This is a genomic window from Longimicrobium sp., assembly GCF_036388275.1.
Lineage (GTDB): Bacteria > Gemmatimonadota > Gemmatimonadetes > Longimicrobiales > Longimicrobiaceae > Longimicrobium.
The window spans coordinates 42,119-58,962 of sequence record NZ_DASVSF010000015.1; the positions used below are offsets into that span (position 1 = coordinate 42,119).

13 protein-coding genes are annotated in these 16,844 nt (G+C 71.3%); 5 read left to right on the top strand and 8 right to left on the bottom strand.

Annotation, left to right across the window (positions count from 1 at the left end):
* Positions 1-28 precede the first annotated feature (28 nt).
* The 3 genes from VF632_RS05375 to VF632_RS05385 all read left to right on the top strand — a co-directional run bounded on the left by VF632_RS05375 (position 29) and on the right by VF632_RS05385 (position 8,101).
* On the top strand, positions 29-739 hold the full coding sequence (locus VF632_RS05375; protein WP_331021832.1) for a transglycosylase SLT domain-containing protein: 711 nt from the start codon (positions 29-31) through the stop codon (positions 737-739).
* A gap of 177 nt (positions 740-916) precedes the next feature.
* Entirely contained in the window at positions 917-1,699 is a 783-nt protein-coding gene (locus VF632_RS05380) for a gamma-glutamyl-gamma-aminobutyrate hydrolase family protein (protein ID WP_331021833.1), read from the top strand.
* Positions 1,700-1,885: 186 nt separating this feature from the next.
* Positions 1,886-8,101, top strand: a complete 6,216-nt coding sequence (locus VF632_RS05385; RefSeq protein WP_331021834.1) for an alpha-2-macroglobulin family protein — start codon at positions 1,886-1,888, stop codon at positions 8,099-8,101.
* Positions 8,102-8,544: 443 nt separating this feature from the next.
* Here the strand turns inward: VF632_RS05385 and VF632_RS05390 are convergent, their stop codons facing one another.
* Together VF632_RS05390 and msrA are read right to left on the bottom strand one after the other, a co-directional pair.
* Complete coding sequence (locus tag VF632_RS05390; protein WP_331021835.1) at positions 8,545-9,120, bottom strand: hypothetical protein; 576 nt, start codon at positions 9,118-9,120, stop codon at positions 8,545-8,547.
* A 113-nt stretch (positions 9,121-9,233) separates the two neighbouring features.
* Complete coding sequence (gene msrA, locus VF632_RS05395) at positions 9,234-9,779, bottom strand: peptide-methionine (S)-S-oxide reductase MsrA (RefSeq protein WP_331021836.1); 546 nt, start codon at positions 9,777-9,779, stop codon at positions 9,234-9,236.
* A 122-nt stretch (positions 9,780-9,901) separates the two neighbouring features.
* On the opposite strand from msrA, the gene VF632_RS05400 reads away from it, so the two are divergent.
* Positions 9,902-10,984 (top strand): M23 family metallopeptidase, encoded by a 1,083-nt coding sequence (locus VF632_RS05400; RefSeq protein ID WP_331021837.1) that lies wholly within the window; start codon positions 9,902-9,904, stop codon positions 10,982-10,984.
* 4 nt (positions 10,985-10,988) lie between these two features.
* Here VF632_RS05400 and VF632_RS05405 read toward each other — a convergent pair whose 3' ends face one another.
* The gene (locus VF632_RS05405; RefSeq protein WP_331021838.1) at positions 10,989-11,624 is read right to left on the bottom strand and encodes a histidine phosphatase family protein; all 636 of its coding nucleotides are present in this window, start codon (positions 11,622-11,624) and stop codon (positions 10,989-10,991) included.
* Between the two features lie 42 nt (positions 11,625-11,666).
* A complete protein-coding gene (locus VF632_RS05410) occupies positions 11,667-12,116 on the bottom strand; it encodes a PaaI family thioesterase (RefSeq protein WP_331021839.1) in 450 nt (149 codons plus the stop codon).
* Positions 12,117-12,210: 94 nt separating this feature from the next.
* Here VF632_RS05410 and VF632_RS05415 point away from each other — a divergent pair, with 94 nt between their 5' ends.
* Positions 12,211-13,548: an MFS transporter gene (locus VF632_RS05415; protein WP_331021840.1), complete on the top strand. Its 1,338-nt coding sequence runs from the start codon at positions 12,211-12,213 to the stop codon at positions 13,546-13,548.
* Positions 13,549-13,552: 4 nt separating this feature from the next.
* Here the strand turns inward: VF632_RS05415 and VF632_RS05420 are convergent, their stop codons facing one another.
* The 4 genes from VF632_RS05420 to VF632_RS05435 all read right to left on the bottom strand — a co-directional run bounded on the left by VF632_RS05420 (position 13,553) and on the right by VF632_RS05435 (position 16,472).
* The gene (locus tag VF632_RS05420; protein WP_331021841.1) at positions 13,553-13,807 is read right to left on the bottom strand and encodes a DUF2442 domain-containing protein; all 255 of its coding nucleotides are present in this window, start codon (positions 13,805-13,807) and stop codon (positions 13,553-13,555) included.
* A 113-nt stretch (positions 13,808-13,920) separates the two neighbouring features.
* Positions 13,921-14,253 carry a hypothetical protein gene (locus VF632_RS05425; RefSeq protein WP_331021842.1) on the bottom strand — a complete coding sequence of 111 codons (333 nt, stop codon included), beginning with the start codon at positions 14,251-14,253 and terminating at the stop codon, positions 13,921-13,923.
* Positions 14,250-14,684, bottom strand: a complete 435-nt coding sequence (locus tag VF632_RS05430; RefSeq protein ID WP_331021843.1) for a hypothetical protein — start codon at positions 14,682-14,684, stop codon at positions 14,250-14,252. Before VF632_RS05430 ends, VF632_RS05425 begins: the two co-directional genes overlap by 4 nt.
* A 147-nt stretch (positions 14,685-14,831) precedes the next feature.
* Positions 14,832-16,472, bottom strand: a complete 1,641-nt coding sequence (locus tag VF632_RS05435) for a putative bifunctional diguanylate cyclase/phosphodiesterase (RefSeq protein ID WP_331021844.1) — start codon at positions 16,470-16,472, stop codon at positions 14,832-14,834.
* Between the last annotated feature and the right edge of the window lie 372 nt (positions 16,473-16,844).

The window sequence follows — 16,844 nt, forward strand, 5'->3', positions numbered from 1 at the left end:
GTCGCGCGAACGGCGCGGAGCCGTTAGCTTGGGTGCCGTCCGCCGCGAGAAATGGAGGAGCCGTGCCCCGCTGCGCTCGCTGCGGCCCAGGGGCGCGCGTCCCTGGCTGGTGCTGGGCGCCGTCATCGTGCTGGCGCTGCTGCCGCCCGTCCGCGCGGTGGCGGCCCGCGCGTGGGGCGTGGTGGACGCGGCGCTGGCGGCGTCGCGCGCGGCCGAGGCGCGCGAGCGGCAGGTGGCCGAGTACGCGCGGCGCTACGGCATTTCGGTGGAGCTGGCGGACGAGATCGAGCGCGCCGCCCGGGAAGAGGAGCTGGATGCGGAGCTGGCGTTTCGCCTCGTTCGCGTGGAGAGCGCCTTCCGCGAGTCCGCGCGTAGCCCGGTCGGCGCGCTGGGGCTTACGCAGGTGATGCCCGCGACGGCCAACGAGCTGATGCCGGGCATCACCCGCGAGCAGCTGCTGGAGCGGCGCACCAACCTGCGCCTGGGCTTTCGCTACCTGAAGTACCTGCTGGCCGTGTACGACGGCGACCAGGAGGAGGCGCTGACGGCGTACAACCGCGGAATGGGCACGGTGCGGCGCATCCGCTCGGCCGGGGGCGACCCCGCCAACGGCTACGCCGACCTGGTGCTGGGCGCACGCGGCGGATCGCCCGTGAACCTGGTGCGCCACGATTCCGCCGCCGCCCCCGCCCCGCCGCTGCACGAAACCGCGCCCACGCGCCTTCCCCCCGGCTTCTGAACCACCCGCGGCGAAACATTTGCCGTACTCCCGGCGAACGTGCACGCCGGTAGGGTGTACGGGGGCGTTGCATGGCGGGCGGGGCGTGGGCATCTTGTTGCCCGGCCCTGATTTTGCCTCCCGCCCCGGGGCTCTCGTCCCCCTTTCTTTCATCGCGGTTCACGCAGCAGGATCAGCATGCAACAGCGCCCGGTCATCGGCATTCCCACGCAGACGCTCCAGTCCATCGACCGCATTCCGGAAGACCTTCCGGCGTCGTGGGTGATGAACCAGCGCTACTTCCTGGCGTGCACCTCGGTGGGGGCCATTCCCTGGATGGTGCCGCTGCTGGAGAACGATCCCGAGACGCTGCGCGGCATCTACGACCACCTGGACGGCATCTTCATCGCCGGCGGCGTGGACGTGGACCCCACCTCGTACGGCGCCGAGCGCCACGCGCTGTGCGGACGCACCGACCTGGCGCGCGACTACGTGGAGCTGATGTTCGCCCGCTGGGCGCTGGAAGACGGCAAGCCGGTGATGGGCGTGTGCCGCGGCCAGCAGGTGATCAACGTGGCGGCCGGCGGCACGCTGGTGCAGGACTGCGGCGAGCTGTTCCCCGGCGCCCTCAAGCACGACTACTTCCCCGGCGCGGGGTGGGCGCGCGACCACCTGGCGCACGACGTTCGCATTGCCCCGGGGTCGCGGCTTCACACGGCGTTCGGCGTGGAGCAGGCGATGGTCAACTCCATGCACCACCAGTCGGTGGACCGCCTGGGCGAGGGGCTGGTGGCCACCGCATGGGCGCAGGACGGCATGGTCGAGGCCCTGGAGGGCACGCGCGAGGGGCAGTTCCTGGTGGGGGTGCAGTGGCACCCGGAAATGCTGATCGACACGCACGAGGGCACGCGCAAGCTCTTCGAGGCCTTCATCGAGGCCGCCAACCAGTTCCACGACGCCAAGTCGCTCGCCTACGCCTGATCGCGGCGGCGCGGATCGACACGAAGGCCCCGGCTCGCGAGAGCCGGGGCCTTTTTTTCGGCCGCCGCTCTGGCTCGCGGGCCCTGTCCGCCGTACCGTGTGTGTCAGACCTGGCACCGCGCGGGCGTTCACCCTTCGTAGCGGCGCCCCGCGTCCGCCGTCCCCAGACACACCGGCACACGTTCCATGCGAGTCTTGCTTCGGCCCGTTCCGCTCCTGATCGCGCTGCTCCTGGCGGTGGGCGCCGCGCCCCTCCAGGCCCAGCGCCGTTCGGTCATCCCGCCGCTGCACGTCCGGCCGCTTTCCACCGCGCCGGACACGGTGGCCCCCGACAGCAGCGGGCTGCGCTTTCGCCTGAGCGCCGCGCCGCTGCGCGCGCCGGAGCGCGAGACGCCCGCCCCCGCGCTGATGCTGCCGCGGGCAGACGCGGAGCGCATCCTGGCCCGGCTGGCGCCGCTGCCCTCCGTCGCCGCGGCGGAGCGGTTCGCCTTTCCCGCGGCCACGCTGCCGCCGCCGCGCACCGGGCGCACGGTGCTGGCGGGCTTTCCCCCGCCGGACAGCGCCGGGCCGGAGCGTCCCTCGGATGTGGCGGCGCGCGCTCCCCTGACCGTGGTCCGCGCCGCGCCGCGGGGCGAGGTGCAGTTGGGCGCAGAGGTCACCGTCACCTTCTCGCAGGCGATGGTGCCGCTTTCCACCGTCAGCAACGTGGAGGCGCGCGAGGCGCCGGTCGTCATCACCCCGCGCATCGCCGGGCGCTGGCGCTGGCTGGACGTGCGCACCGTGGTGTTCACCCCCGAGGGCCGGGTGCCGTTCGCCACGGAGTACACCGTCACCATCCCCGCGGGCACCCGCTCCGCATCCGGCGGCGCGCTGGCGGAAGAGGTGCGGTGGACCTTCCGCACCCCCGAGCTGAACGGCATCGGGGCGTGGCCGTACGGCGACCGCGTGCGGCCCGATCCCGTGTTTCTCATCCACTTCGACCAGCAGGTGTCGCCGCCCGCGCTGCTTCCCTCCATCCGGCTGACGGCGGGTGGCGTGGAGCGGACGGTCCGCCTGGCATCCGCGGAGGAGATCCAGCGCGACTCCGTGGCCCGCGCCTTTGCGGCGCAGGGGGAGCCCGGCACCTGGATCGCCTTCCGCGCCACGCAGCCGCTTCCGCTGAACACGCCCATCCAGGTGCAGGTGCGCCAGGGCGCGCCCTCCGCCGAGGGGCCGCTGCGCACCACGCGCGTCCAGGAGTGGAGCTTCCGCACGTACGCCCCGCTGCGCGTCACCGAGGCGCAATGCGGGTATCGCGACGATGTGTGCCCGCCCGGCACAGCGTGGCGGGTACAGTTCAACAACGCGCTGGATTCCGCGGCGCGGCGCCCGGAGTGGGTGCGGGTGCAGCCCGCCCTCCCCGGCCTGCGCGTGTCGGTAGTCGGTAACCAGCTCTGGATTCACGGCGACGCCGAGCCCAACACCCGCTACACCGTGACCCTGGGCCGGGGCATCCGCGACGAGTTCGGCCAGGTGCTGGGGCGCGAGGAGACGCGGGTGTTCCGCGTGGGACCGCCCGAGCCGGGCATCATCGGGTTCGCGGAGCGGATGATGGTGCTGGAGGCGTCCGGCCCGCGCACCGTCTCCGTGTTCACCCACGACCTGCCGCGCCTGCGCCTTCGCATGAACCGCGTGCGGCCGGAAGACTGGGCGCAGTTCCGGCGGTGGACCCCCGAGGCGGGCGTCCTTCCGGGAACCACCGTGGTGGACCGCTGGCTCCGCGCGAACCCGGCGCGGGGCGCGGTCACCGAACACGCGATCGACGCCGACGAGGTGCTGCGGGGCGAGCCCGGGCACGTGCTGGTGTCCGTAGAGACCGAGGCGGGCCGCGAGTCCGCCACCTGGCTGCAGGTGACCCGCGTGGGCGTGGCCGCGTTCGCCGACCCGCAGGAGGTGCTGGTGTGGGCCACGGCCCTGCACGACGGCAGCCCCATCGCCGGCGCGCAGGTGCGCATGCTCCCCGACGGCACGGCCGGGGTGACGGGCCGGGACGGGCTGGTGTCGCTGGCGCTTCCGGGCGCGGCGGAGCGCGAGGGTCAGCGGTACCTGGCGGCGGGCCCGCCCGGCGACCAGGCCATCCTCGTCCAGGGCCGTGGCGGCTGGCTGTCCCTCACGCGCGAGCCCAGGGAGACGGAGCTGCTGTGGTACGGCATCACCGACCGCAACCTGTACCGGCCGGGCGAGGAGGTGCGCTTCAAGGGATGGGTGCGGCGGTTCGAGCGCACCAAGAGGGGCGGCCTGGCTTCCGCGGGCGTGGGCTCCGGCGTCTCCTGGCGCGCGAGCGACCCGCAGGGGAACGAGATCGCCAAGGGCACCGCGCGGCTGACGGAGTTCGGCGGCTTCGACGGGGTGTTCACCGTTCCCGCGGGGGCCAACCTGGGCGGCGCCGCGATCACGGTGCGCCTGGACGGAATGGAGGGCGAGCACCCCATCCAGTTCCAGGTGCAGGAGTTCCGCCGCCCGGAGTTCGAGGTGGCGGCGCAGGCCGATCCGGGTCCGCACGTGGTGGGCGGCTCGGCCCAGGTGTCGGTGACCGCCTCGTACTTCAGCGGTGGCGCGCTTCCCGGCGCGGAGGTGTCGTGGCGTGTGGAGAGCCATCCGGCGACGTACACCCCGCCCGGGTGGGCCGAGTGGCGGTTCGGAATGGAGGACGCAGGATGGTGGTCGTGGAGGCCGCGCCCGCCGCCGCCGCAGGAGACGCGCACGCTGGAGGGCGAGACGGACGTGCAGGGGCGGCACGCCATCCGGCTGGATCTGGACCGCGCCGTCCCCCCGCGCGCCTACACGCTGAACGCGTACGCCACCGTCGTCGACGTCAACCGCCAGCCCTGGACGGCCAACGCCCAGCTGCTGGTGCATCCCGCCGAGGTGTACGTCGGGTTGCGGACGGAGCGCGCCTGGCAGATGCGCGGTGAGCCGATCCGCGTGGAGGGCATGGTGGTGGACCTGGATGGAAAGCCGGTCACTGGGCGCCCCGTGCGGATGCGGGCCGAGCGGCTGTCCTGGGTGCAGCGGGGCGGCGGATGGGAAGAGGTGGCGGGCGATACGCTGACGTGCGGCTTCGTCTCGGATCTCAATCCTCGCACCTGCACCTTCGCGACGCCGGAGGGCGGGCGCTACCGCCTGGTGGCGGACGTCACCGACGAGCGGGGCCGCCCGTCGCGCACCGAGGTGACGGTGTGGGTGTCGGGCGGCGCGCCCTTTCAGCAGCCGGGGCAGCGGATGGGGGCCGCCCAGCAGGTTCGCCTTCTTCCCGACCGCGAGCGCTATGCGCCGGGCGATACGGCGCGCATCCTGGTGCAGCTTCCGTTCTGGCCCGCGCGCGGCCTGATGACGGTGCGCCGCAACGGCATCGTCAGCACCGATACCATCCAGTCCGACTCGTCCACGTTCATCCTGGCGGTGCCCGTCACCGAGGCCGACATCCCCAACACCCACGTGCAGGTGGACGTGGTGGGCGCGTCGGACACCATCCCGGGATCGCGCGGGACGGACTTCGCCAGCGGCACGGCCATGCTCAGCGTGCCGCCCACGGGCCGGTCGCTGTCGATCGTTCCCCTCGCCGCGGATTCGGTGGCGGTGCCCGACGCGCCGGCGTCCGTCACCGTGCAGGTGAACGACGCGCAGGGCCGTCCCGTGCCCGGCGCCGAGGTGGCGCTTGCCGTGGTGGACGAGGCGGTGCTGGCGCTCACCGGCTACCGCTTCAGCGACCCGCTGGAGCTGTTCCATCCGGCGTCCGGTCCGGGCACGACGGACGCCTGGCTGCACCCCTCCGTGCTGAAGCGCGGCTCGGGCGTGGGGGTGGTCAGCGGCCGGGTGCGCGACACCGCGGGGCAGCCGGTCGCGGGCGCGATGGTCACCGTAGAGGGAACGGACCTGCGGGTGGCGACGGACGCGGCCGGCGCGTTCCGGCTGACCGGCGTGCCGTCCGGCCCGCGGACCCTCACCGCAGCCAGGATCGGGCTGGGCTCCGCGTCGCGCGACGTGGTGGTGGGTCCGGACCCGGTGCAGGTGGACATCGTGATGCGGGCGGACGAGGTGCAGTTGGAGAGCATCACCGTCACCGGGTTCGGCGCGGCGGACGGCGTGGTGCTGCAGGGCAGGATGGGCGGCGTGGTAGGCCGCGCGTCGTCCACCGCTCCCCCGGCGCCGCCCATGCCCGCCCCGGTGTCGGCGCCCCCTCCGGAGGAGCCGCAGCCCGCCATCGCCGTCCGCACCAACTTCAACCCGCTGGCGGTGTGGACGCCGGTGGTGCGGACGGACGCGGAGGGACGGGCGACGGTTCCGTTCACCCTGCCCAGCAGCCTCACGCGCTACCGTGTGATGGCCGTCGCGGCACAGGGGCTGGCGCGGTTCGGGGCGGGCGAGTCGTCCCTTACCGTCCGCCAGCCGCTGATGGTGCGCCCGTCGGCGCCGCGGTTCCTGAACTTCGGCGACCGCTTCGACTTCACCGTCGTCATCCAGAACCAGACGGGGGAGCCGATGACCGTGGACGTGGCCGCCCGCGCGGAGGGCATCGCGTTCGCCGAGCCAGGGCGCCGGGTGACGGTGCCGGCAAACGACCGCGTGGAGGTGCGCATTCCGGGCGAGGCGGTGCGCGCGGGGACGGCGCACGTGCAGGTGGCGGCCGTCTCCGGCGCCCGCTCCGACGCGGCGTTCGTCACCCTGCCCGTCTACACGCCGGCTACGGCCGAGGCGTTCGCCACGTACGGCAACTTCACCGAGGGCGCGGCCACGCTGCCGCTGCAGATCGACGAGAACGACGTGCTTCCCGGCTTTGGCGGACTGGAGGTGAGCACCTCGTCCACGGCGCTGCACGAGCTGACGGACGCGTTCCTGTACCTGGTCAAGTACCCGTACCATGGCTCGGAGCAGATCGCCTCGCGGCTGCTGGCCGTGGCCGCGCTGCGCGACGTGCTCACCGAGTTCCGCGCCGAGGGGCTGCCGCCTGCGCAGGCGCTGGCGGACTCGGTGGCGCGCGACATCCAGGCGCTCCGCAGGATGCAGAACCACGATGGCGGCTGGGACTTCTGGCGCGGCGACCGCGAGTCGTGGCCGTACGTGAGCGTGCACGTGACGCACGCGCTGGTTCGCATGCGCGAGCGGGGCTACCCGGTGCCCGACGACATGCTTCAGCGGGCCCTGCAGTACACGCGCACGGTACGGGAGCGTATGCCGGCCTGGTACCCGGAGCCGTCCCGCCGCGCGATCCGTGCGTATGCGCTCTATGTCCGCTCGCTGGCGGGGGAGCGCGTGGGCGGCGAGGTGACGGCGCTCCTGCGCGAGGCCGAGGCCGGCCGGCTTCCGCTGGAGGTGGTGGGATGGCTGCTCGCCGCGTCTGCGGGGCAGGGGGGAACGCAGGAAACGCGTGACGAGCTGCTGCGCATCGTCAACAACCGCGCGACGGAGACGGCCTCCACCGCCACCTTCGCCAACACCTACGAACAGGGCGAGTACCTGCTCCTTCACAGCAGCCGCCGCACGGACGCCGTGGTGCTCGAGGCGCTGCTTCGGACGGAGCCCCGCAACCCGCTGGTGGCCAAGACGGTGCGCGGGCTGCTGGGCGGGCGGCGCGCGGGCCGGTGGAGCAACACGCAGGAGAACGCGTGGGTGCTGCTGGCGCTGGACCGCTACTTCCGCGAGTACGAGGCGCAGACCCCCGATTTCGTCGCCCGCGTGTGGCTGGGCGAGCGCTTTGCCGGCGAGCACGCGTTCGCCGGCCGCAACGCCGACCGCCACCAGCTGACGGTGCCCATCGACGCCCTGGTGGAGCTGAATCCCGAGTCGGTGACCGTCGGCAAGGAAGGCGCGGGGCGCGTGTACTACCGCGCGGGGCTGCGGTACGCGCCGCGCGGGCTGGATCTGCCGTCGCTGGACCGCGGGTTCTCGGTGGAGCGCACCTACGAGGCCATCGACGATCCGTCGGATGTGGTGCGCGGGGAGGACGGCGTGTGGCGGATCAGGCCGGGTGCGCGGGTGCGGGTGACGGTGACGATGGTGACGCCCAGCCGCCGGGTGCACGTGGCGCTGGTGGATCCGCTGCCCGCCGGGTTCGAGCCCGTGAACACGGCCCTGCGCGGCGCCGAGGTGGTGCCGCCGGCCGACACGCCGGACCAGGCGCCCTGGACCGTTTCGCACCGCGGCTGGTGGTGGGGGCCGTGGTTCCAGCACCAGAACCTGCGCGACGACCGCGCCGAGGCGTTCACCACGCACCTGAACGCCGGCGTGCACACCTATTCCTACGTGGCGCGCGCCACCACGCTCGGCGAGTTCATCGTGCCGCCGCCGCGCGCGGAAGAGATGTACAGCCCCGAGACGTTCGGCCGCGGAAGCTCCGATCGGGTGAGGATCGAAGACAACTGACGGGTCTCACACGGAGGGCACGGAGGACACGGGGGGGGGGCACGGGAGGATGATCCCCGCGCCCCCTCCGTTTTGTGCTCGACCCGGTATCCTGTTGGGTGGATGAAACTTGCGCGTTCACCTGTCGTATGGATTGGCGCGCCGGTGCCACCGAGCGCCTGCGGACGGTGGGCTCCCCCTCCAGCGTCCGCTGCCACGATCGAGAGGGATGGACAGGAGAGCTCCGCCATGGCAACCGACAAGCCGCGCCCGCCGAACGGTCCGGCCACCACCGGCAACCCGTCCGGCGGCGGCCGAGGCAACAATCCCCCGGCGCCGAAGCCGGGACCGAAGAAGTAGGACAACACGAAGCCCCTCGCCAGGTATGGTGCGGGGCTTCGTGTTCGATGGGAGGCTGAATCGGTCTGCTTGCCGGACCTATTCCCTGTTCGCTGTCCCTCGACCTAGAACGTCAGCCGGAGCGCCATCACCGGCCCGATGAAGTCGGCGGGCAGTGCGCCGCCGCCCGCGCCGGGGCGGGTCTGGTAGCGAACGCCCAAGCGGCCGTTCAGCATCTTCTGGCCGCCAATGTCCACACCGCTCTCCAGCACGAATGACGGACGATCATCCCTGGCCTTCGTCACCACCTCCGAAAGCCCCGCCCCCGCGGACACGTAGGGCTGCCAGGTCCCCGCGTGGTTGAATGTGCGCATCACGCCCATGTGCATGGCGTTGCCCTCTTCACCGCAACGGCCGTCATCGAAGTACGTGTCCCCGTTCTCGTCCGCGCCCACGTAGGCCACGCAGATGAGCCCCCACAGCCAGCGGTTGTAGTCGGCGAAGAAGGTCCACTCGCTGTTGGCCGAGGGGCGCACCTGAATCTGCACGCCTGCCTGCATGGCGACCAGGAACGCCGTGCCGAAATAGGGCATCACGCCGACTTCCGGCCGCGACTCCCCCGGCTGCTGGGCGGCGGACGGAGCCGCGGCGCATGCCAGCGCCAAGGCCAGGAGCAGGCGCGAAGGGCGGAGGATGGACATCGGTGCGTACGTTGAGGGTTCCGGCGGATGGGACGCACGTGTCTACGCCCGAGCCGTGCGGTTTGTGACGGGTGGGGGTGGCCGGTCCGGCAAATCCGGACCGGCCGCCGTCGTCAGCGCTTGAGGCGCGACGTGTATGCCTTGCGGAATTTGCTCACCTTGGGCGCGATCACCACCTGGCAGTATCCCTGGTAGGGGTTCCGCGCGTAGTAGTCCTGGTGATAGCTCTCCGCCCGGTAGAACTCGGATGCGGGGCTCACCTCGGTGACGATGGGATCGTCGTACAGCCGCCGCTCCGTCAACTCGCGGATCACCTCTTCGGCCACGCGCCGCTGCTCGTCGTCGTGATAGAAGACCACCGAGCGGTACTGCGTCCCCTCGTCTCCACCCTGGCGGTTGAGGGTGGTGGGATCGTGGGTGGTGAAGAAGATCTCCAGGATCTCACGGAACGGGATCTCCGCCGGGTCGAACGTCACCTGCACCACCTCGGCGTGCCCCGTGCGTCCCGAGCACACCTGCTCGTAGGAAGGGTTCGGCATCGGCCCACCCATGTATCCCGACACCACGCGGTCCACCCCGCGCAGGTCCACGAACACCGCTTCCGTGCACCAGAAGCAGCCCCCGCCCAGCGTGGCCACTTCGCGTCCCGTATCCGCCATCGATCACTCCCTATGCTCGCTCCAGATCGCGGATGATCGCCATCCGCTGAAACCTGCGTGCGCCGCCGCCGTACGGCGGCGGGCGCACAAGACCCTGTACACCGCAGCCCCGGAAACAGCCGATGCTCTCTCTTCTGCTCGCGATCACCCTGGCCCCCGCCCCCGCGCCCGCCGACACACCTGCGGTTGGCGTCACCGTGGCACCCGGCCGCGTGTTCATCGAGAAGGGCGCGTCACAGTACCTGAACTTCGACTTCGTCGTCCAGAACCGCGGGGCCGATTCGCTGGAAGTCGTGCGCGTGGAGGTGTCCGTCTACGACCGCGCAGGCGGGCTGCAAGTGCGCAAGCTGGTAAACCAGAACGGCCCCAGCCCCAGCGCGCTCACCCTGCTTCCGGACCGCCTGCTCGCCCCCGGCGCCACGGGGATGATCTTCAATCCATTCGCCGAGTTTCCGCGCGAGGTGGAGCTCGCCACCCTGCGATACGAGCTCGAGTTCCGTGCACGGGGTGGCGAGGGGCAGGCCGCGCCCGTCGTCGTTCACGCCACCGTTGCGCCCGAGCCGTACGCCAACCGCACGGCGCTGCAGATGCCCGTGGACGGGCGGGTGCTGGTGTGGGACGGCCACGACTTCTACTCGCACCACCGGCGATGGAACTGGACGCACCCCATGCTGGCCTCCCACTGCTTCACGAGCAACGCCAGCCGCTACGCATACGACTTCGTGGTGCTCGGCGCGGCGGACAGCACGCACGCCGGAGACGGCTCGTCGCACGAGCAGTGGTACGGGTACGGCCAGCCGGTCCGCGCCCCGGCCGCCGGACGCGTGATCGCGGCCATGGACGGCAGCGCCGACGACGGCCAGTTCGACCTCTCCAGGCTCTGTGCCGACGAGCTGGTGGCGTACGGCAACGCGGTGGTGATCGACCACGGCGGCGGCGAGATGAGCGTGCTCGCTCACCTGCGCCAGGGCTCCGTCGCGGTGCGTGTGGGAGACGCGGTAGCGCAGGGGCAGGTAGTCGCCGCGGTGGGGTCGTCGGGAAGCTCGCTCTTCCCGCACCTGCACTACCAGCTCGTCACCGGCGTGCAGCACGGGGGCGAAGGGCTGCCGTCGTACTTTCCCGGCGCGCGGGTGCGGCGCGGGGCGGGATGGGTGCCCGCCCCGAACGGCCAGGTGGACAGCGGCGACATCGTCCAGGGCCGCTGAGGCGCTACCGCGGGCAGTTCGACGCGCCGGGAGGATCGGGTTCGCCGTAGGTGCGCCGCTCCAGGCGCGGCGCCGCGCCGTCCTTGAGCACCACGATGAACAGGTGGGAGTACTCCGCCTCGCACAGGTCCGTCATCGGCCCCGCGCCTAGCGCGGTGATGATCGCCGGGACGGAGTTGCTGTGGCCCACCACCACCACCGCCTTGCCCCGGTGTGCCCGCGCCGCGGCGGCAACGGCGGCCGGGTGATCCGGTGCACGCGTGGTGAACGTGTCGGGAACGATCCGCAGCAGCTGCGCGAGGGGGGCGGCGGTGGCCTGCGTTCGCCGGTACTGCGTGACGATGATCTTGTCGATCCCGCGGTTGCGCAGGATGAACTCCGGGCTGTGCGCCGCCGGCTCTGGCCCCAGTTCCCAGGTCCGCAGCAGGCTTCCCAGGGTACGCGCCCGCTGCTCGCCCGCCGCGCTGAGGGGCGGATCGGCTTCACCCGCGATGACCGCCTTTTCCGCGTGCCGCACCAGGATGATTACCTGCGAGTCGGCTACGGCGGCGGACGGAGCGGCGGACGCCGCGGTCCCGGACGCCGTGGAGCAGGCCGCCAGTGCGGCCAGCGCGAGGGGGACGAACGAGAAGATGCGCATCTGGGACTCTGGATGGAGGGGTGGATGATCGACGGCGGCCGGTCAGCCCGCGACGCCTGGCCGGCCCTGGATGGTCATCATGGTGCCCGTGAACGTGGCGACGTGCGTCTCGCGTCCGCCCTCGACGCCGAACGCGTCCGCCGTCACCACGCTGATCGTGCGCCCGGCGCGCACCACCCGCCCACGGGCGACGATCACCTCGCCGCGCGCCGGCGCCAGCAGGTTCACCTTGAACTCCACGCTCAGCACGCCCGCATCGGCCGGCATCAGCGTGTAGGCGGCGAATCCGGCGGCGCTGTCGAGGATGGACGCCAGCGCGCCCGCGTGCACGAAGCCGTGCTGCTGGCCCACCTCGTCGCGAACGTCCAGCTCCACGTCCACCTCGCCCGCGCCCACGCGAACCAGCCGCGCGCCCAGCGTTTCCATCAGCCGCTGGCGGGTGAAGCTTTCGCGGACTCGGTCTTCGAAGCCGGGTTCCGGGGCGCGGGGCATTCCGTTCGCTCGCTGGCGGATGAGGTTGGCGCAGGCGGTGGCCTGAAGATAGAATCTGGCACACCGTAGCGCTGTTTCACCAGACCACGGACCCATGGCCGCCCTTTCCCGCGCCGACCGGCTCGACCGCCTGCCGTTCACGCCCATCCACCGCCGCCTGCTTCTCGTCGCCGGGGCCGGCTGGGCGATGGATGCCATGGACGTGGGGCTGATCTCGTTCGTCATGGCCGCGCTCGCCACGCAGTGGGGGCTGGGCAGCGGCACGCTGGCGTGGATCGGGGCCGTGGGCTTCATCGGCATGGCGCTGGGCGCCACCCTGGGCGGCAGTGTCGCCGACCGCGTGGGCCGCCGCACCGTGTTCGCGGCCACGCTGCTGATCTACGGCGTGGCGACGGGCGCGGCGGCGTTCTCGTGGTCGGTGGCGTCGCTGCTCGTCTTTCGATTCCTGATCGGCTTCGGCTTGGGCGCCGAGCTGCCGGTGGCCTCCACGCTGGTCAGCGAGTTCGCCCCGGCGCGCATCCGCGGGCGCATCGTGGTGCTGCTGGAGGCGTTCTGGGCCTTCGGGTGGATACTCGCCGCGCTGATCGGCACCTACGTCATCCCCCGGTCGGAGAACGGCTGGCGCTGGGCGTTCGCGCTGGGCGCTCTTCCCGCGCTCTATTCGGGCGTCGTCCGCCGCGCGCTTCCCGAGTCTGTCCGCTTCCTGGAGTCCAAGGGCCGCGCCGCCGAGGCCGAGGAGGTGGTCCGCCGCTTCGAATCCGCCGCGGGCGTATCCTCCCCCGCGGTCGAGGCCCCCGCTCCCGCGGCGAAGCCCGCGCGCACCGTGGGGCTGGGCGAGCTGTGGCGTGGCGCGCTGGCGCGGCGGACGCTCGCGCTGTGGCTGGTGTGGTTCGGGATCAACTTCGCGTACTACGGCGCCTTCATCTGGCTGCCCACGCTGCTGATGGAGCGCGGCTTCTCGCTGGTCAGGTCGTTCGAGTTCACGCTGATCATCACGCTGGCGCAGCTGCCGGGCTACGCGGTGTCCGCCTACCTGATCGAAAAGTGGGGACGGCGCCCCACCCTGGCCACGTTCCTGGCCGGCTCGGCATTGGCCGCCCTGCTGTTCGCGGGCGCCGAATCGCGCAACGCCGTGCTGATCGCGGGGTGCCTGCTTTCATTCTTCAACCTGGGCGCGTGGGGCGCCGTCTACGCCGCCACCCCCGAGGTCTACCCGACGGAAGTGCGCGCGACCGGCGCCGGGTGGGCGGCGGGATTCGGGCGCATCGCCAGCATCCTGGCCCCGCTGGCGGTGCCCCCGCTGATGGCGGCGGGCGGCTCATGGGCGGTCTTCGGCACCTTCGCCGGGTTCTTCGGCGTCGCGATCATCGGCGCGCTCATGCTCCCCGAGTGGCGCGGCCGCCAGCTGGACGAGGGGACGGTCTCAGCGTAGCCGCTCAGGCGGGCTGGCGCGCCGGGCTTCCGCTCTCGTACAGGAACTCCGGGGCGAAGTCAGCCCCGTTCAGCCATTCGATGGTCCCTGTCTCTTCGTTGACGGCGACTTTCCTGAAGATATCCGCGTCGCGAAGGGGCTCGAACACCTCACCGTACAATTCTTCGGAGAGATCCACATCGCGGACGGAGCCGTCGCTGAACTCCAGCCGCAGTGAGTACCCTTCGAGCGGTTCCACTGAGTTGACGTGCAAGAACATCGTGCACCTCTCGTGCAGGTCAGCGGAGCGACCGGATTGAGGGTAAGGTGTACGCGCGGTCGCTCCGATTCGACCGGCAGCCAACAGTCGAGGCCGCGCCCGCGAACTGACGGCTATTCGCCCCGGGAGCTGCGCCAGATGCTGAGGGTATCGACGACCGCGAGCACGATCGCCACGCCGACCAGCCCCAGGCCGAGGTAGCGCGCGCCCTCCAGCGCCCACCGAGGGTTGCCCGGCGCCACTGTTATTAGTGCCCGGTGAAGCATCACGCTTATGAGGATCGCAGATGCCAGTGCTATGGCATCCATGATCAGCACGGGACGGAGGTCACGCGGTCCGTCCGCGCCCTGCACGCCGAACTGCTGTCGCCGGTACACCGCGAAGTGCGCCATCATCAAGACGCCTGAAGCCAGGCCTCCGTAAAGCGCGGCCAAGTGGATGTTCATTCGGCAACCTCGCTTGGTAGGGTGATCGTGTAGGTGCTCGCGAGCATGGAGCACGTGAACAGCATCCCCGAAACGTCCAACACGGCACCCGAATCGATCGGGCTCGCGGCGGGAATTCCCGCGAAGTACAGGGACGCGACAATCACGGTCAGGTTGCACATTCCGCCTGCAACAAGATGCCGGAGATCGTGCGGTTTTCCCGTGCCAAGCATCCCACCCAAGGCGGTCGCCGCGGCCCCAACCCCTACCAGCAGCAACTCGCCGTGCGCGACGGCGTCGGCGAGCGTGCGCGTCGGTTGTCCGGTGGGCGACGGCATACAGCGGAACAGGATCGGCACGAGAGCTACGCAGACGCTGAAGAGATAGAAGCGTGCAAGCTCCCTCAACGTAGCGGCGGAGATCGGAAACCTGCGTTTGATGCTATCAGCCATGGGGATGCGTTCCGCCGGTGTGTTCAGCTGTCCATCGCTTGCGTCCAATATAACGCGGAACGCTGCGAAAAGTGTACAAACTAAACACGCCACCTCGCGAATGGCATCCGCGGGTGGCGCTCGGATTTGTCGGGTGGGAAGAAAACGCTAGCCGATGTGCGGGGGAGAGGTGATCAGCGCCTCGGCCTGGTCCGCTGGGACGGGGCGGCTCCACAGGTATCCCTGGCCGTAGGTAGCTCCCATTTCCCGCAGCTGCTGCGCCTGGGCGACATCGTCGACCCCCTCGGCCGTCGTTTCCAGCCCCAGCGTGTTGGCCAGCGCGATGATGGCGCGCACGATGGACATGTGCTTGTTGCCGAGCGCCATCGCCACGATGAATGAGCGGTCGATCTTCAGGATGTCCAGCGGCAGCTGGTGCAGGTACGAGAGCGACGAGTAGCCCGTGCCGAAGTCGTCCACCTGCAGCTTCACGCCCAGCGCCTTGAGGTCGTGGAGCACCGAAATGGTGTCCTGCGCGTTCCCCATCACCACGCTCTCGGTCACCTCCAGCTTCAGCCCGGCGGCGTCTACCCCGCTGCGGTCCAGGACGGCGCGAACCTGGTCCACCAGCGAGGGCCGGAACTGCCGCACCGACAGGTTGATGCCCATGGCGATGGAGTGCGACGGGTACCGCGCCTGCCACTCGCGAAGCTGCCCCGCCGCCTGCTCCAGCACCCAGCCGCCGATGGGCAGGATCAGCCCCGTTTCCTCGGCCACGGGAATGAACTCGGCGGGGGGCACCAGGCCACGTTCGGGGTGCTGCCAGCGCACCAGGGCCTCGAAGCCGTGCACCCGCCCGTCCGCCAACCCCACGATGGGCTGGTAGAACACGCGGAATTCGTCGCGCTCGATGGCGTGGCGCAGCTCGGCGTCCAGGCGCAGCGCCGAGATCGTTTCGGTGTGCATCTCCGGGCGAAACACCTGCACCCGTCCCGAGTGGCGCGCGCGCGACATGGCGGCTTCGGCGGCGCGCAGCATCCCCTCGGGGGTGGCCGTACCGGGCTCGCCCAGGGCCACGCCCACGTCGGAGCCGCAGAACACCTCGTGCCCGGCCACGCCGTAGCCCCCCGTCAGTGCCCGCGCGATCCGCTCGGCCACGCGCACCACCTCGTGCTCGCCGCTCACCCCGTTCAGCAGCACCAGGAAGTCGTCGCCGCGGGCCCGGGCCACCACGTCGCCCGGGCGGATGCACGCATCCAGCCGCTGCGCGGTCATCGAAAGCACCGTGTCGCCCGTTTCGTGGCCCAGCGTTTCGTTGATGCGCTGGAACCGGTTCAGGTCCACGTGGATGACGGCGATCTGGTGCACGGCGCGTCCCGGCCGTCCCGAGAGCGCGCGGGTGAGCTGGGCGACGAACGCTTCGCGGTTGGGCAGCCCCGTCTGCTCGTCGTACAGCTCGTCGAGCGCGTCGAGCGCGGGGTGGTCGCCGCGGTGGATGATGGCCTGGATCTGCCCGCCCTGCCCGGTGCGCATCTGCACGCAGGTGAGCGACGCGAGGTCGGGCTCGCCCGCCGCCGCGCGAACGCGGACGGTCCGCGCCACCACGTCTTCGCCACGCATCAGGTCGTCGGCAACGGCGGCCCACTCGGCCGGGTCCGCCAGCAGATCCCGCAGGTGCGCGGTGCCGTCCGCGGTCAGCCCGAAGCGCACCGTGGCGGCCGGGTTCACCTCGACGATGGCGCCGTCGGCATCCGCCAGGCAAACGGCGTCCGCGGTGTACTGAAAAAGGGTGCGGAAGCGGTGCGGCATGGGAAGAATCAGCGGATGAAAAGGCGTGTGCCCGGCGCCAAGTGACACACATGCTAACGGGAGCAGCGGGGTTCGCCAAGGCGTGGTGCGGAGTTTCGGCCTGGCCCCCTCCCGGGCGACTGAAGTCGCTGCAACAAACACACGAAGTCCACCTGCGTGGACTGGCCTGCCTCCGTGTAGCCCGATCCATGTGGCGCGCCCAGGATCGATCTCTAGGTCGGATGAAGCCTCACGAAGTTTGTGAGGCTTTCCGCAGTCGTTGCGGCGGGTTCATCCGCGTCCCCGGGCGCTCACCAGAGCCGCGGAGTGCCCCGAGCAAGCCAGTCCGCGAAGGCGGACTTCGTGTAGTCGTTGCAGCGAATTCATTCGCCC

What these genes read in the sequence shown, in the direction of transcription:
- VF632_RS05405 (WP_331021838.1), bottom strand. Translation starts at nt 11,624, where the DNA reads ATGCGCATCTTCTCGTTCGTCCCCCTCGCGCTGGCCGCACTGGCGGCC.
- VF632_RS05380 (WP_331021833.1), top strand. Translation starts at nt 917, where the DNA reads ATGCAACAGCGCCCGGTCATCGGCATTCCCACGCAGACGCTCCAGTCC.
- VF632_RS05385 (WP_331021834.1), top strand. Translation starts at nt 1,886, where the DNA reads ATGCGAGTCTTGCTTCGGCCCGTTCCGCTCCTGATCGCGCTGCTCCTG.
- VF632_RS05410 (WP_331021839.1), bottom strand. Translation starts at nt 12,116, where the DNA reads ATGCCCCGCGCCCCGGAACCCGGCTTCGAAGACCGAGTCCGCGAAAGC.
- VF632_RS05420 (WP_331021841.1), bottom strand. Translation starts at nt 13,807, where the DNA reads ATGTTCTTGCACGTCAACTCAGTGGAACCGCTCGAAGGGTACTCACTG.
- VF632_RS05430 (WP_331021843.1), bottom strand. Translation starts at nt 14,684, where the DNA reads ATGGCTGATAGCATCAAACGCAGGTTTCCGATCTCCGCCGCTACGTTG.
- VF632_RS05425 (WP_331021842.1), bottom strand. Translation starts at nt 14,253, where the DNA reads ATGAACATCCACTTGGCCGCGCTTTACGGAGGCCTGGCTTCAGGCGTC.
- VF632_RS05390 (WP_331021835.1), bottom strand. Translation starts at nt 9,120, where the DNA reads ATGTCCATCCTCCGCCCTTCGCGCCTGCTCCTGGCCTTGGCGCTGGCA.
- VF632_RS05400 (WP_331021837.1), top strand. Translation starts at nt 9,902, where the DNA reads ATGCTCTCTCTTCTGCTCGCGATCACCCTGGCCCCCGCCCCCGCGCCC.
- VF632_RS05415 (WP_331021840.1), top strand. Translation starts at nt 12,211, where the DNA reads ATGGCCGCCCTTTCCCGCGCCGACCGGCTCGACCGCCTGCCGTTCACG.
- msrA (WP_331021836.1), bottom strand. Translation starts at nt 9,779, where the DNA reads ATGGCGGATACGGGACGCGAAGTGGCCACGCTGGGCGGGGGCTGCTTC.
- VF632_RS05435 (WP_331021844.1), bottom strand. Translation starts at nt 16,472, where the DNA reads ATGCCGCACCGCTTCCGCACCCTTTTTCAGTACACCGCGGACGCCGTT.